Here is a 13,775-nt window from a genome sequence, read left to right as displayed (position 1 = left end):
GCGCCTTGCGATCCAAGCTCTTCATGGCCGCGCTCTCCGCCGTGCGATACAACCCCGACCTCAAGGCCTTCTACGAACGGCTTATCGGAAACAAAAAGACACCAAAAGGCGCACTCCTCGCCGTTGCCAGAAAGCTCGTCACCATCGCAAACGCGGTCCTCCGGCCTCAGCCCGAACCCGCCACAAACTGAGTTGATGACACACTTTTAATAGATATTGTCATCCTGAGCGCCCTAAGGGCGCGAAGGATCTCGTGATGGGGCACGAACCATGACACCCCTGTCATCTGGATTCGGAGCCCTGCGCGCCCACCGACCTTGGGGCGAGGCCGCCCCGTCCGACCGCCCGTCCCGTCACTCCGCCAGCGTGGCGACCTCCGCGCGGTGCAGGGACCAGGTCCCCCCGCTGTTGATGACGGACAGCCCGTCGAAGCTCTCACCGGCGCCGCCGCCGGCCCCCTCGGGCTCGCGGCCGGTGGTCAGGACCGTGCGGCCGTCCAGCGTGACCGTCATGGAGCCGTCGGCCTCCCGCTTCCATCCCAGGGTATGGCGGGCGCCGTCCGACAGCGCCGGGCCGCCGCCGCTGGCCAGGGTCACCAGGCCCGAGCCCGTGTTGCGCAGCAGGCGCCAGGACCCGCCGTTGCTGGTGTCGTAGATCAGGCGCAGGCCCGAGGCCACATTGCGGCCGGTGTAGACACCCAGATTGACGTTGCGCGGGCCGCTGCTCCCGCCTGACTCGATCACCGCCGAGACCTGGAAGGCGCCGCCCATGGCGGCATCGCGGACGGCCACGGCCCGTTCGGCCTCGCCGCCGCTTGCGGGCATCTGAACGCCCAGGGCCTCGCCCAGCACGGATTTCAGCAGGTCGCGGCCCAACTCCTCCGGGTTGCGGTTCTCCGGCGGGTCCACGCGCATGAGAAGGCGCCCGTCGCGGACGGACACATCGCCCGAGACCCGCTCCCAGCCGGAGCCCGCGAGCCCGCCCGCGCCGTCGAAGGTGTCGGTGAACACGGTCCGCCAGGTGGGCGCCGGCTGCTCCGTCTGGTTTCCCTCGTCGGACTCCGGTGCGGGCGTGCCGCTGTCGGCGGTGGCGTTCAGGCGGTCCACCAGCGCCGGGGTGACCGTGCCGGTGATCGGCAGGCCGGCATCCGCCTGATAGGTGCGGATCGCCGCGCGCGTGGACGGCCCCATGACCCCGTCCGGCGGTCCGGCCTGATAGCCGCGCGCGTTCAGCGCCGCCTGGACCCGGGCGATGGCGTCGGTCCCGGGCCCCTGCTGCTCAGACGAGCCGCCGGCGGTGTCGCGGCTCCGGATGTGCTCCAGCAAGGGGGCACTGGGCTGGCCGGTCACGAGCAGGCCGTGCTCGCGCTGATAGGCGCGGATGGCGGTGGCCGTGGCGTCGTCGAGCTGGCCACTCAGCCGCACCTCGTGGCCGCGCCGGCGCAGTTCGGTCTGGGTGTCGAGGACCAGCCCGGCACCGGAGGCGTCACCGGAGGCGTCACCGGAGGAGCCCGAGGCCTGCGGCTCCTCCTGGCGCGGGGCCGGCCGTGTCTCGCTCCGCAAGCGGGTGGTGATGTGGTCCAGCAGGCTCTGGCTCGGCTGGCCGGTGACCGTCAGGTTGAAGTCCCTCTGATAGCGGCGGATGGCCGTCGCCGTGGTGCCGCCGAACAGGCCGTCCTCGGGCCCGGCCGTGTAGACCAGGTCGTTCAGGCCGCGCTGGATGCGCTCCACGGTGCGGCTGTAGGCGGCGCGGTGCAGCATCGTTGGCGCCGGCGGTGCGGCCTGGAGGGCCGGGCTGGCCGGGGGCGGCGCGGCCGCCGAGGCCGACAGGGCGTGCAGGGTGGTCGCGCAGGCCAGCAGGACCAGCGCGGGGCGGGTGGGGCGGAGAGGGTGGCCCATGGTGACAGACTCCTCGCTCGACAGACCCCGACGCGTCGGGCGGGGCAGGGCCCGTTCGGGTGATCGCCGTGACGGCCGATGGACGCTCAGGATCCGTGCGGATTGGGTCAGGACTGTGGCCGCTCCCGGGATAACGGCCCAGACGCCGCCGCGTTGCGTCCGCCGCCGCCCGGCTGCGCGGACCGAACCGGCGTCCGGTGTCCGGTCAGGTCCGCAGATGGGCGCGGACGAAGCGTTCCAGGTCCCGCGCGCGCCCCTCGGCGATGTCCAGGCGGATGTGGGTGTGGGTCGAGGTTTCGGTTACCACCACGGCTTCGACCGACCCCAGATCCGGAATCCGCACCCGAAGCGTGCGCCCGCGCTCCACCTGAAGGCGGCGGTCCAGCATCGCGAGGCCGCTGAACGAGACGTCCTGCAACAGGCAGGACCGCTGATCGCCCGCGCCCAGATCGGCGGTCACGGCCACGTTGATGGTCCGCAGGGTATGGGTTTCGCGCTCTTCCTCGCTGCCCGAGCGGATGATCCGTTCCAGGTCTTGCAGCATCTGCTTGATCTGGTCGCCCACATCGGTGGCCGACTGCTTGACGTCGCGGGCGTGCCCGCCGGTGACCTCGGTGCTGCTGGACACGTCGGCGATGTTGCGCGAGGCGTCCTGGGTGCTCTGCGCTGCCTGCTGGGCGTTCTGGCTGATCTCGCCGGTGGCGGCGGACTGTTCCTCGACGGCCGCAGAGACACTGGAGGTGATTTCATTGATCTCGCCGATCACGCGGACGAACCCTTCGATGGCCTCGACCACATCTTCGCTGGACGTCTGGATGGCGCCGATCTGGCGCGCGATGTCCTCGGTCGCCTTTTCCGTCTGGTGTGCGAGCGATTTGACCTCGTTCGCGACGACGGCGAAGCCCTTGCCGGCCTCGCCGGCGCGCGCGGCCTCGATCGTGGCGTTCAGGGCCAGCAGGTTGGTCTGCTTGGCGATATCGGTGATGAGGTTGACCACCTCGCCGATGTCCCGGGCGGCGGTGGCGAGTCCCTGAACGCGGTCGTTGGTCTCGTTGGCCTCGTTGGAGGCGCGATGCGACGTATCCGAGGCGCGGCTCACCTGGCGGCTGATCTCGGCGATGGAACTGGCCATTTCCTCCGAGGCCGCCGCCACGGCCTCCACGTTGGACGATGAGTCCCGCGATGAACGCGCGGCGGCGGCGGCCCCGCCTTCGGAGACCGCCATGGCCTCGGTCATCTGGATGGCCGCCTCAAGCATCCGGTTCACCTGCGTCTGGACCCCGGCGATGGAGCCGCGCACCTCTTCGTCCAGGGCATTGGTCAGGGCGAACATCTCCGCCCGCACCCGCCGGTTGTTGCGGCGGTTCTGGGCCTCCTCCTCCGCCTGCATCTGGCGGATGCGCTGGCCGTTCTCCTTGAACACCTCGACGGCCTTGGCCATGTCGCCGATCTCGTCGGACCTGTCGCGCGCGGGCACGTCCACCGACAGGTCGCCGTCGGCCAGACGCCCCATGGTCGCGGTCATGGCCGAGATCGGGCGCGTGATGCGGCGGGAGAACAGAAGCCCCGCGATCCCGACCAGCACCAGGATCCCCAGGCCCGACAGCAGCAGGAACCACAGCATCCGGGTGACGGGGGCCAGGACCTCGGCCGCATCGATTTCGGTCAGCACGGCCCAGCGGACACCGTGGATGTCCAGGGGACCGAAGGCCGAGACGACGGGTTCGCCCCGGTAGTCCAGCGCATGAGTCACCCCGACCCGGCCGGCGAGGGCCGCTTCGGATGCCTCGGTGCTGACGCGTCGCTCCAGGATCGTGGATGCCTCGGAAAACCGGGAATCGCTGCGCATCAGGCGGTCCGGGCCGACCACGTAGGACTCGCCGGTCTCGCCCATGCCGGCCTCGATGTGCATGATCGCGTTGATGCGGCCGATGGGCATCTGAAAGGCGAGGACGCCGAGGAAGGTGCCGTCGCCGTCGTGGACGGGCCGGGCGATGAAACTGGCGGGCGCGTCGTTGGACGGGGCATACGGCGCGAAATCGACGAAGGCCGGGGTGTCCCGGTCCGGATCGGCGGCCACCTCGTTGAACACCTGGGCGAGGCCGCTGCGCGACCATTGCCCGGTGGTCAGGTTGGTGGCGAAGTCGAATTCCTTGAACACCGTATAAACGACGTCACCTTCGGGTGAGACCAGGAAGACATCGTAGTAATCGCGGTCCCGCTGCAGCGTGCGGAACCACCGATGATATTTGGCGTGGACCCGGTCATACGCCGTGTCGCCCGGCGCCGTGTTCAGCCGGTCCTTTTCGCCCGTCGGGTATGTATTCTCGGTGATATAGGCGCGCTGGAGCACGTCGGTCACCGGGGCCGCGCTGTCGGCGGCAAGGCCCTCGAACGCCAGGGTGAAATCGCGCAGGGCGCGCACGGCCTCGCCGCTGGCGGCCACCACATCCAGGTCGCCGTCGATGCTGTCCAGATAGGTTTCGAGCGCGTTGGTGCGCCCCTCCCGCAAGGCGATCAGCTTGGATTCGGCGGCCGCCGTGAGGTCGATGGAGGCCTGCCAGTACGCCAGTCCGCCGGAAACAAGGGTCGCGATGAAGACCAGCGTCACGATGACCAACGGCAGAACAAACGCGATCCGTTTCCGTTTCTGCATAGCCCCCTCCCTGAGCGACGGTCCCCCCGTCGGGTGGACCTCGACCCTTTTCCGTGCCCCGGCGCGGACCCTGGCAAAGGACTGCGGGCCGGTTCAGCGCCTCGCATTGGGCGAGGCCGTGCCTGGTCTTCTGCCGATGACTGTGTTCCGTCCTTGCAAGACCTTTGTTCGGGTCAGAAACCGCGCCCTGTCTGAGGAAAAACGCTACGCCCGTTTGCCCCCTTCTTCAACTGCAGCGTGACCCGCGTCCGGGGAGGCCGGGGCCTTGGGTGGCGGACGACGCCGGGGCGGGGAACCGCCCGCCCGCATCTGCGTTACCCCCAACACGCCCGACAGGGGCGGCCCCCCGGGCCAAAGCCCGCCCGCGACGCCGCCGCCGCGCGTCAGGCGCGGATGGGCGCGGCCCGATCAACAACGAGAAAGGCACCACCATGGCCGACACTGAAACACAGCTTCGCAAGGACCTCGACCAACTGCGTGCGGACATGGCGACGGTGATGCAGGACGTCCGTTCGCTGGCCGAGGCGCGGCGTGACGAGACGGCGAGCCGCGCGCGGGCGCACGCCGACCGCCTCGGCGAGTCCGTACGGTCCTATGGCGAGCGCGCCGAAGCGTATGGTGCGAGCGCCGCCGAGTCCGCCGGCCGCCGCATCGAGAGCAATCCGTTCGTCAGCGTGCTGACGGCCTTCGGCATCGGGGTGGTGGCCGGGAAGCTGCTGGACTCCCGCCGGTGAGCGGGCCCGCTTCCAGCGTTGCCGACAGGCTGGCCCTGGCGCTGCTGCGCGGTCTGCTGGCGGCCATTGCCGTGGTCATGGCCCTGGTGGGCCTGGGCGTGCTGACCTGGGCCGGCTTCACCGCGCTGACCTATGTGATGGACCCGGCCTGGGCCGGTCTGGTGACGGGCGCGACCCTGCTCGGACTCGCAGGCGTGCTGTGTCTGGTGGCCCTGATGCTGCGGGCGCCCGACCGCCCCCGGCGTGAGGGGGGGAGCCGTGGCGGCGAAGGCGCGGCGAAAGGCGCTGCCGATCCGAAGATGATCGCCTCGGACGCCGCGCTCGCCGCGATCCGCGAGCATCCCAAATCCTCCAGTCTGGTGGCGCTGTTCGCCGGGCTGGTGCTGGGTGTCAGCCCCGAATTGCGGCGCGCGGCCCTGGACGCGCTGGAGTAGGCGGGCGTTGACCACCCGGCCGCCCGGATGCGTCCGTGGCCGGCCGACGCCTGACCGGGCCTGGGCCGTCGTTCGGCCAATATTCGGCCAGTTTGAAGGAGTCCCGCCGCCGATGATCGAGACCATTGACACCTTTCTGCAGTATCGCACCATCGGGATCGTCGAAGTGGCGATCCGTGTGGTGCTGGCGGCCGCACTTGGGCTCTCGCTGGGGCTTGAGCGCCATTCCAAGCGAAAACCGATGGATTTCCGGGCCTTCGCCATCGTCGCGGTGGTGGCCTGTCTGGTGGCGATCCTGGCGCAGGAAGTCTATGCGGAATACTCGCACACGCAGACCACCGTCCGTCTGGACTTCATGAATATCATCTCGGGCATCCTGACAGGGATCGGCTTCCTGGGCGCGGGCGCCATCATGCGCGGCGATGGCGACCGCGTGGTCGGCACCGCCACCGGGGCCAGCATCTGGGGCGCGGGCGGAATCGGCTTGACCATCGGGTTCGGGTTTTACGTCCTGGCGGCGGTGGGCTTCGTCGCCATTTTCGGCACGCTGCTGGTCTTCGGGTTGCTGATGCCGTATCGGGACGATGCCCGGGCCGAGTTGGGCCAGCACCCGGACTCACCGTGACCGTGGGGGCCGGCGACCGGCTCCCTCCCCAGGCCCAGCGTGCGCCCACTCCCCAGCCGCAAATCGAAAAGCGCCCGGTCGGCCGACCGGGCGCTTCGTCGTCGCGGGGATGGCAGCCGCCGCGGACGGCCTACTGCGTGGCGTCTTCCGCTGCCTCGCTGGCGGCCTCACCGGCCTCTTCGACCGCATCGCCGACTTCCTCGACGGCGTCCTGGGCCTCGTCGGCGGCCTGTTCGGGGGCGGACTGGTTCATGTCCATGCCGATGAAGACAGCGCCGCCGACGATGAGGACGACGGCGACGGCAATCAGAATGTTTTTCACGACTCAACTCCTGTTTTCGGTGGGTCCTGGTCAGACAACGTTTCGCCCGGAGCCCCGTTCCCGGGCGCGGGCTTTTCGCCCGTGATCCCCGTAGCGCCGCGATCCGCGGGCGTTCGACGCGCGCCGAATCCCCGCCCGGCGGCAGCCGTGGACCCCGCCCGAACCATCTCCCTGCCGGAAAAAGGGAATCGGTGTCCGGGAACTCGATAGGGGGGTACCGCATTTGTCCAATAGAAGGCGCTTAACGGGATGGCGAAAGCGTCCCGTTCAGGGGAGACCCCCCGCGCCGCGGGGACGGTTCCCTGAAGCCAGTCCGCCCAGATCAACGCAACTCATGACAGCACGACAAGAAGGAGGCCCTCATGGCTGACGAAACGAACCATGCCGAGCCGGCCACCGAATCCGGCCACAAGGACAAGCGGGAGATGTATGACGAGAAGACCCGCCAGCTCCAGGACGGCGCCGACGTCGCCACCCAGAAGGTGAATTCCGGCGTGCAGTCCGCCTGGGGCATGGTCCAGAAGGTGTTCGACGCGTCCAAGCGCTGAGACCACCGGGGTTTTGATTGCCCGGTCGGGGACCTCCCACCAGGGCGCGCCGAGGGAAGGCCCGCGATGCGCGATCCCCACCGCACACCATCCCGGACAAAACGGAGGCAGACCATGTCCATGCAGGACAACAAATATGTCCAGGCCGCCCAGGAAGACTTCGATGCGCTGAAGCGGAAGTGGAGCGAGATTCGGGGGCAGTCGTCCGACAACGACAATGGCAAGTCCGACTCGCAAGTCGCCGAAACCGCCTGGAAGGACTTCCAGGACCAGTCGGAAAAGGTTCGCGCGGCGGGCGGCACGGCCTCGACTGAACTTCGTGGCAGTTACGAGGCTGCGCGCGACAAGTTCAAGAAGGTCGTTGACGCCTATCGAGGGGCGTAAGGGCGGCCGCCGTTTTCTCGCGTCCCGCCCGCCCCGGGGCGGACGGCGCCACCAGACGGAGGAAGATGATCCCATGGCGTATTCCATGACATCCACCGCAGACGGCCACGCGCTTGCCGGCCGGTCCGAGACCCGTGTGTGGGGCGCCGATCCCGGTGAGCTGTCCCGCATCGGCATCGTGTCGATCCTGGCGGGCGCTGTGGCCCTCATCCTGCCCGGCGTGGCGACGGTGGCGATCGAATGGCTGATCGGCCTGACCCTCGTGGTGATCGGCGCGTTCGAGGCCCTGCATGCCCTGCCGTATGACAAGGATCGCGGATCGGCCTGGCACCTGGGTCTGGGTGTGATCGCCCTGGCGGGCGGCGTGATGTTCATGATCTCGCCGCTGACCGGCGCCATCACCTTGACCCTGATCGTCGGCCTGATGTTTACGGCCGCGGGTCTGGCCAAGACGGGGTTCTCGATCTCGGCCCGCAGGCTGAGCGGCTGGGGCTGGGCGTTCGGCAGTGGTCTGCTGACGCTGGCCGTGGGCCTGATGATCCTGTTCCTGCTGCCGGTCATCTCACCCTGGTTCCTTGGCGTGCTGGTTGGCCTGGAACTCCTCATCAACGGCATCTGGATGCTGTTCCTGGGGCGGCGCAGCTCGTCGGCGGACGCCTGACGGTCTGCCGGCGCCACCGCGCCGCAGCCCTGAAAAGCGGATGGCCCGTGCCCCCTCCAGAGGGGACACGGGCCATCATGAATGACGCCTCATGGAAGACTGATCGGCGATGAACCGGACTCGTCCGGTTGATCGCCGCTGCCGCCCCGGCGGTCAGCGGACCAGCACGACCGGGACCCTGCAGGCGCGGATCATCTCGGTGGTGGTCGATCCGATCACCAGCGTGCGCAAGCGGGAATGGCCATAGGCCCCCATCACCAGCAGGTCGATGCCCTCGCGCTCCACGTAGTCACCCAGCGCCTTGCCCGGCTGGCCGCGCAGGATGAGCGCCTCGGCCCCGTGACCGCCGGCGGTGAGCGTCGCCCGCGCGTTGTCGAGGGCGCGGCGGTTGTCCTCCGTCTCCGCCCCCACGGTGGCCACGACGACATCCAGCCCGGCGAACAGCGGATCACGCGCCACGTAGTCCACCGCCTGCATGGACGACACCCCGCCGTCATAGGCGATCAGCACGCGCGAAATCGGCTTGAACGCCCGGTTGGCGACGAACACGGGCTTGTGACTGGCGCGCACGATGCGCTCGAAGTTCGAGCCCAGATGCGGCTTGTCCAGGCCGGCCGCTTCGCCGCGCTTGCCGATCAGGATCATGTCGGCCGCGCCCTCCTTGGCCTCGACCGTTTCCACGATGTCGTCGTGGCGCAGCCGCGTGACCACGTTCGTGACCCCCTCGGCCTCGATCAGGGCGCGGGCGTCCTCCAGGATGGCGCGGCCCTGCGCCTGGGCCAGCTTGGCGTGCTGCTCGTCCAGGCTGCTCAGTTTCTCCAGCAGTTCCGAGCGCGCGCCGAGGCGGATCGAGCCCGACAGGTCGCGCTTGCCCGGGGCCCGGCGCGGGTCGAGCACGTGATACAGCTTCACCCGCGCGTCCGTGCGCCCGGCGACCCAGGCCGCATGACGGCAGACGCTTTCCGAATAGGCCGACCCATCGACCAGGGCCATCAGTGTTGCGGACATCGTCTCCCCCTCAATGCTCCAGCAGCTTGTCCATCGCGCCGGGTTTGTCGTGCACGGCCAGGCGGTCCACGATCGTTTCAGAGGCCGCGTTCATGCCGGTGATGGTGACCTCGGCGCCCTCGCGGCGGAACTTCAGCACAGCCATGTCCAGCGCCGCCACCGACGAGACGTCCCAGATGTGGGCGCGGCTGACGTCGATGGTGACGCGCTCAAGGGCCTCCTTGAAGTCGAAGGCGGCCATGAAGTCCTCGGCCGAGGCGAAGAAGAGCTGCCCCACGACCACATAGGTGCGCTCGCGGCCGTCCTCGGAGATCTCGGACGTGACCCGGAAGAACTGCGCGATCTTGCCGGCGAAGAAGATGCCCGACAACAGCACGCCCACCAGCACGCCGATGGCCAGGTTGTGGGTGTAGACGGTGACGACCACGGTGGCCAGCATCACCACCGAGGACGAGCGCGGATGGTCCCGCAGATTGCGGATCGACGACCACGAGAACGTGCCGATCGAGACCATGATCATGATCGCCACCAGGGCCGGCATGGGGATCTGGCCCACCAGGTCGCCCATGACCACGATCAGGAACAGCAGCATGGCCCCGGCGGTGAACGAGGACAGCCGCCCGCGCCCGCCCGACTTCACGTTGATGATCGACTGCCCGATCATGGCGCACCCGGCCATGCCGCCGATGAACCCGGTGCAGGTGTTGGCGATGCCCTGGCCGATGCACTCCTGATTGCGGTCGCTGGTGGTGTCGGTCAGGTCATCGACGATGGTCTGGGTCATCAGGCTTTCCAGCAGACCCACCGCCGCCACCGCCAGCGAGTACGGCAGGATGATCTGCAGCGTCTCCAGCGTCAGCGGGATGTCCGGGATCAGGAACACCGGCAGCGTGTCGGGCAGATCGCCCATGTCCGAGACCGTGCGCACGTCCAGATCCAGCGCGATGGCCGCCACCGTCAGCACGACGATGGTGACCAGCGGCGCGGGGATGGTCGTGGTGAGCAGCGGGAACAGGTAGATGATCGCCAGCACGGCCCCGACCATGGCGTAGGTCGCCCAGGTCACGCCGGTCAACTCCGGGAGTTGGGCCAGGAAGATCAGGATGGCCAGCGCGTTGACGAAGCCCGTGATGACGGAGCGCGAGACGAACCGCATCACCCGCCCCAGCTTGGCCAGCCCGGCGCCGATCTGCAGCAGGCCCGCCAGAACGGTCGCCGCCAGCAAGTATTGCAGCCCGTGCTGCTCGACCAGCGTGACCATCACCACCGCCGTCGCGGCCGTGGCGGCCGAGATCATGCCCGGGCGGCCGCCGGTGATGGCGACCAGGACCGCGATGGAGAACGAGGCATAGAGCCCCACCTTGGGGTCCACGCCGGCGATGATCGAAAAGGCGATGGCTTCCGGAATCAGCGCCAGGGCGACCACCAGGCCGGCGAGGATGTCGCCGCGCGGGTTGGCGATCCACTGGTCGCGGTAGGCATAGAGCGTCTTCATGGGCATCCTGATAAGCGGTCGTCCGGGCGGCGGTGCGGCGGGGGCGGTGCGGGGCGGGTGGCACGCACACGCGTGCGCCGGGGGCGGCGGACGGATGCCGTGAGGCTCCGTCGTCCCGTGCCCCGAACCGGAAAGATGTCGGAAGGGCGTGTGTCCCGGCGCGGCCCGCCCCGCCGATGAGGGCGGCACGCCGGACAGAAACGCGACGGAGTGTAGCCGCGCGTCCTCCATAAGAACAGGGGGGGAGTGTCCGTTTTTTCGCAGATGCAAAAACGCCGGCGCCGAACCGTGTCGGGCCGAGGCGGATCACCGCTCTCAGGGGCGTTTCGGGGCCAGCCCCAACTGGATCGGTCCATAGCGGAGCAGGTACAGCGTGAAGCCCGCAATCCAGGTGCCGCCGGAGGTGAACAGCAGCGGCAGGTAAAGGCCGTCGGACAGCCCGGCCCAGACCCGGGTGAGGGCGGCCGTCAGCAGCAGCAGATAGACCAGCGTCGTCATCCACCCCGCGTGCAGGGCCTGGCCACCGTGCCCCAGCGTGGCCCGCGTCATCACGGCGACGATCATGACCGTGATGGCCCCGGCGGTCAGGGCGTGCAGGGCGGCCACCTCCGGGATCAGCCCGGGCCATTGGACCGATGCGGCGGTCAGCAGCAGCCCGAGCGGGATGCCCAGATAGCCGATGTGCAGGATCCAGACGAGGGGTTCCGGCCCCGTCGCCGGTCCCCGCCAGCGCGCGAGGCGGGCCAGGTTGGCCGCCCCGGCCAGGGCCAGCAGCGCGGCGACGAGCCATCCCTCAGGGGAGAAGACCCAGGCCAGCAGCGCCGCCACGGTCACCAGCAGCACCGCGCCGTCGAACCGCCCGAACGGGGCGGGCAGGGCGGCCCCCTCGCGTTTGCTCAGCCAGTTGCGGGTGAAGCTGGGCACGATCCGCCCCCCGATCAGGCCGATCAGGGCGATCAGCACCGCGATGCCCAGGCGCGGGCCGGTGTTGGTATCGGGGAGGATGTATGCCGTCTCCAGCCAGTCCACGGCGTTGGCGAGACCCAGCAGGGCGATGGCGACGCCCACCGGCAGGTTGCGCGCGTTGCGGCCGGCGTGCACCTCGCGCACGACCACCGCGGCCAGAACGACCGGGAACGCCACATCGACCACGGCCGCGAGCGCCCAGGGCACCGGCGCGACCGCCAGCAGGCGGCCCGCCGCCCACAGCAGCACCAGCCAGAGCAGGGGCGGCCCGGACAGGGGCAGGCGTCCGGTCCAGTTCGGCACGGCGGTCAGCACGAAGCCCGCCATGGCGGCGCCGGCGAACCCGAACAGCATCTCGTGGGCATGCCACGACAACGGGTCCATCGGCCCGGCCAGGAGCACATGACCTCGCAGGAAGAGCAGCCACAGGGCCATGGCTGCGATGGCGTAGACTCCGGCCAGCAGGAAGAACGGACGGAAGCCCCGCTCAAGCACGCCGCCGCCCCGAATCCGTGGTGACATGGAAACGCTCCCCTCCGACCGGGTCGGGGCCCCTCGGCGTCCGGGGGCCCCATGTGTCGGGCGGGCTTAGGCCCAGCCCGCACGCTTCGGCGCATCCGGCCGAGCCGCCGCCGACCGTGTGCCCGGGCCGGCGGCGGACCGCGCCGGACTTACCCGCTTTCGCTGACCTCCAGCGTGATCTCCACCCCCGCCAGGGCGCGCGAAACCGGGCAGAAGGCCTTCGCCGCCTCGGCCTGCTCGCGGAATCCGGCCGCGTCCAGGCCCGGCACGGACCCGCTGACCGTCAGGTGGACCGTGGTGATGGTCGGCTTGCCGTCCACCTCAGCGAGCGTGACCCCCGCCTTCGCGTCGATGTGGTCCGGCGTCAGGCCCGCTTCGCCCAGTAGCGCGGAGAGCGCCATGGCGAAACACCCGGCGTGGGCCGCCGCGATCAGTTCTTCCGGCGAGGTGCCCTGGCCATCCTCGAATCGGCTGGGAAACGAGTAGGCGCCCGAGACCTGACCCGACCCCGACGTGAGGGTGCCGGACCCGGTCTTCAGGGGGCCCATCCAGCGGGCATTGGCGATCCGTGTCGGCATGATGACTCTCCTGTGTGTTCAAGATCATGCAGAGCAGGCGGGCGCGGCCCGGCCGCGTCGGCGACCGGGCCGGGTCATCACCGCTCCGCCGCGGGGCAAGGGTCCACGACCCTCGCGGTCGGTCGGGTGCCTGTGCCGCGCCCGTTCAGCGCGGGTCCCGGGATCGAGACGACCCGGCCGCGCTCGTCCAGACGAGCCAGCCGAGGCCAATCCCCAGAAGGACGATCATCAGGGGCGGGATCGCCACCGCGACGATCCAAAGGTCCTCGTGCAGATACGTGGTCAACGGGGCCGTCACCCCGATGTAGACCGCGACAACGACGGTCAGGCCGGTCCACACCGCGAACATCAGGCGGCGTCCCGGTCCCGTCGCGCGCTCTTTCGCGGATCGAGGCATGGTGTCCTCCTTTCGTTTCGTCGGGCGCCGTCGGGCCGCGCCTCAACCCCGGGGACGGAGTTGCCACCGGCCCGGGCGAGGCAGCCGGCCCGTCCGTTGCGGCGCCATGCCGTCACGGAGGCGAACAAACCGATGCGGAGGGAACGGCCAGCGCGGCCAATCGTTCCGCCTGAACCGAGCCGTCGGGCGATGCTCGGAGCGGGCGGCCATCAGCGCCCGTTCTTCCTTGGTGCGCAACCACCGTCGGGCCGATGGCGCCCGCCTCGGGGTGCGCGCGGGCGGCCGGGGCATGACGACCATGCGCTCGACCCGAGCACCGGAGGCGCGACGGGTGTCGCGCGCACACAAAGACGGGCGGTTGTCAGAGACTGGGTTTTTTTCGGGTCATCACGGAAAATCGGGGTCGCGAGGTCATGGTGTCCGGACACCTCCCCCCGGAAGGGGGGGGAGGCTGGGAGGGGTTGTGTCGGGGTACAGACCGGCTACCTAGGTAACAGAATAGACCGGCAACATGGGTAACAGGTCCACTGGCTGGCGAGGAGGGCTC

The 13,775-nt window shown here is 69.6% G+C and carries 14 protein-coding genes and 1 pseudogene; 7 read left to right on the top strand and 8 right to left on the bottom strand.

The window, feature by feature from the left end; genetic code table 11:
* A pseudogene (locus GHC57_RS19655) lies at positions 1-191 on the top strand (IS110-like element ISEc32 family transposase); the annotation flags it as partial.
* 162 nt (positions 192-353) lie between these two features.
* On the opposite strand, the gene GHC57_RS17345 reads toward GHC57_RS19655, so the two are convergent.
* A complete protein-coding gene (locus tag GHC57_RS17345) occupies positions 354-1,898 on the bottom strand; it encodes a peptidoglycan-binding domain-containing protein (RefSeq protein ID WP_153346596.1) in 1,545 nt (514 codons plus the stop codon).
* A 205-nt stretch (positions 1,899-2,103) separates the two neighbouring features.
* On the bottom strand, positions 2,104-4,554 hold the full coding sequence (locus GHC57_RS17340; protein WP_153346594.1) for a methyl-accepting chemotaxis protein: 2,451 nt from the start codon (positions 4,552-4,554) through the stop codon (positions 2,104-2,106).
* Between the two features lie 431 nt (positions 4,555-4,985).
* Here GHC57_RS17340 and GHC57_RS17335 point away from each other — a divergent pair, with 431 nt between their 5' ends.
* From GHC57_RS17335 to GHC57_RS17325, 3 genes are all read left to right on the top strand, one after another.
* Positions 4,986-5,288 (top strand): ElaB/YgaM/YqjD family protein, encoded by a 303-nt coding sequence (locus GHC57_RS17335; protein WP_153346592.1) that lies wholly within the window; start codon positions 4,986-4,988, stop codon positions 5,286-5,288.
* Entirely contained in the window at positions 5,285-5,722 is a 438-nt protein-coding gene (locus GHC57_RS17330) for a hypothetical protein (protein WP_153346590.1), read from the top strand. The genes GHC57_RS17335 and GHC57_RS17330 overlap by 4 nt, the downstream gene beginning before the upstream one ends.
* 112 nt (positions 5,723-5,834) lie before the next feature.
* Positions 5,835-6,347 carry an MgtC/SapB family protein gene (locus GHC57_RS17325; RefSeq protein ID WP_153346588.1) on the top strand — a complete coding sequence of 171 codons (513 nt, stop codon included), beginning with the start codon at positions 5,835-5,837 and terminating at the stop codon, positions 6,345-6,347.
* Positions 6,348-6,477: 130 nt separating this feature from the next.
* Here GHC57_RS17325 and GHC57_RS17320 read toward each other — a convergent pair whose 3' ends face one another.
* Positions 6,478-6,669, bottom strand: coding sequence for a hypothetical protein (locus GHC57_RS17320; protein WP_153346586.1), 192 nt, complete (start codon positions 6,667-6,669; stop codon positions 6,478-6,480).
* A gap of 362 nt (positions 6,670-7,031) precedes the next feature.
* Between GHC57_RS17320 and GHC57_RS17315 the strand changes: the two genes are divergently transcribed.
* The 3 genes from GHC57_RS17315 to GHC57_RS17310 all read left to right on the top strand — a co-directional run bounded on the left by GHC57_RS17315 (position 7,032) and on the right by GHC57_RS17310 (position 8,262).
* Positions 7,032-7,217 (top strand): hypothetical protein, encoded by a 186-nt coding sequence (locus tag GHC57_RS17315; RefSeq protein WP_153346584.1) that lies wholly within the window; start codon positions 7,032-7,034, stop codon positions 7,215-7,217.
* A gap of 114 nt (positions 7,218-7,331) precedes the next feature.
* On the top strand, positions 7,332-7,601 hold the full coding sequence (locus GHC57_RS19395) for a hypothetical protein (protein WP_170294946.1): 270 nt from the start codon (positions 7,332-7,334) through the stop codon (positions 7,599-7,601).
* Positions 7,602-7,674: 73 nt separating this feature from the next.
* On the top strand, positions 7,675-8,262 hold the full coding sequence (locus GHC57_RS17310; protein ID WP_170294945.1) for an HdeD family acid-resistance protein: 588 nt from the start codon (positions 7,675-7,677) through the stop codon (positions 8,260-8,262).
* Between the two features lie 153 nt (positions 8,263-8,415).
* On the opposite strand, the gene GHC57_RS17305 is transcribed toward GHC57_RS17310, so the two are convergent.
* The 5 genes from GHC57_RS17305 to GHC57_RS17285 all read right to left on the bottom strand — a co-directional run bounded on the left by GHC57_RS17305 (position 8,416) and on the right by GHC57_RS17285 (position 13,228).
* Positions 8,416-9,270, bottom strand: coding sequence for a universal stress protein (locus GHC57_RS17305; protein WP_153346580.1), 855 nt, complete (start codon positions 9,268-9,270; stop codon positions 8,416-8,418).
* A gap of 10 nt (positions 9,271-9,280) precedes the next feature.
* Positions 9,281-10,765 carry a SulP family inorganic anion transporter gene (locus tag GHC57_RS17300; protein WP_153346577.1) on the bottom strand — a complete coding sequence of 495 codons (1,485 nt, stop codon included), beginning with the start codon at positions 10,763-10,765 and terminating at the stop codon, positions 9,281-9,283.
* Between the two features lie 315 nt (positions 10,766-11,080).
* Positions 11,081-12,253, bottom strand: coding sequence for an NnrS family protein (locus GHC57_RS17295; protein WP_153346575.1), 1,173 nt, complete (start codon positions 12,251-12,253; stop codon positions 11,081-11,083).
* A gap of 149 nt (positions 12,254-12,402) precedes the next feature.
* The gene (locus GHC57_RS17290; protein ID WP_153346573.1) at positions 12,403-12,831 is read right to left on the bottom strand and encodes an OsmC family protein; all 429 of its coding nucleotides are present in this window, start codon (positions 12,829-12,831) and stop codon (positions 12,403-12,405) included.
* Between the two features lie 145 nt (positions 12,832-12,976).
* Positions 12,977-13,228, bottom strand: a complete 252-nt coding sequence (locus GHC57_RS17285) for a hypothetical protein (RefSeq protein ID WP_153346571.1) — start codon at positions 13,226-13,228, stop codon at positions 12,977-12,979.
* Positions 13,229-13,775 lie beyond the last annotated feature (547 nt).

Origin of the sequence: Roseospira navarrensis (assembly GCF_009601025.1) — a bacterium.
Taxonomy (GTDB): Bacteria; Pseudomonadota; Alphaproteobacteria; order Rhodospirillales; family Rhodospirillaceae; genus Rhodospira; species Rhodospira navarrensis.
Note: the sequence above shows the minus strand (reverse complement) of the source record. Positions and strands in the feature narration are given on the sequence as shown.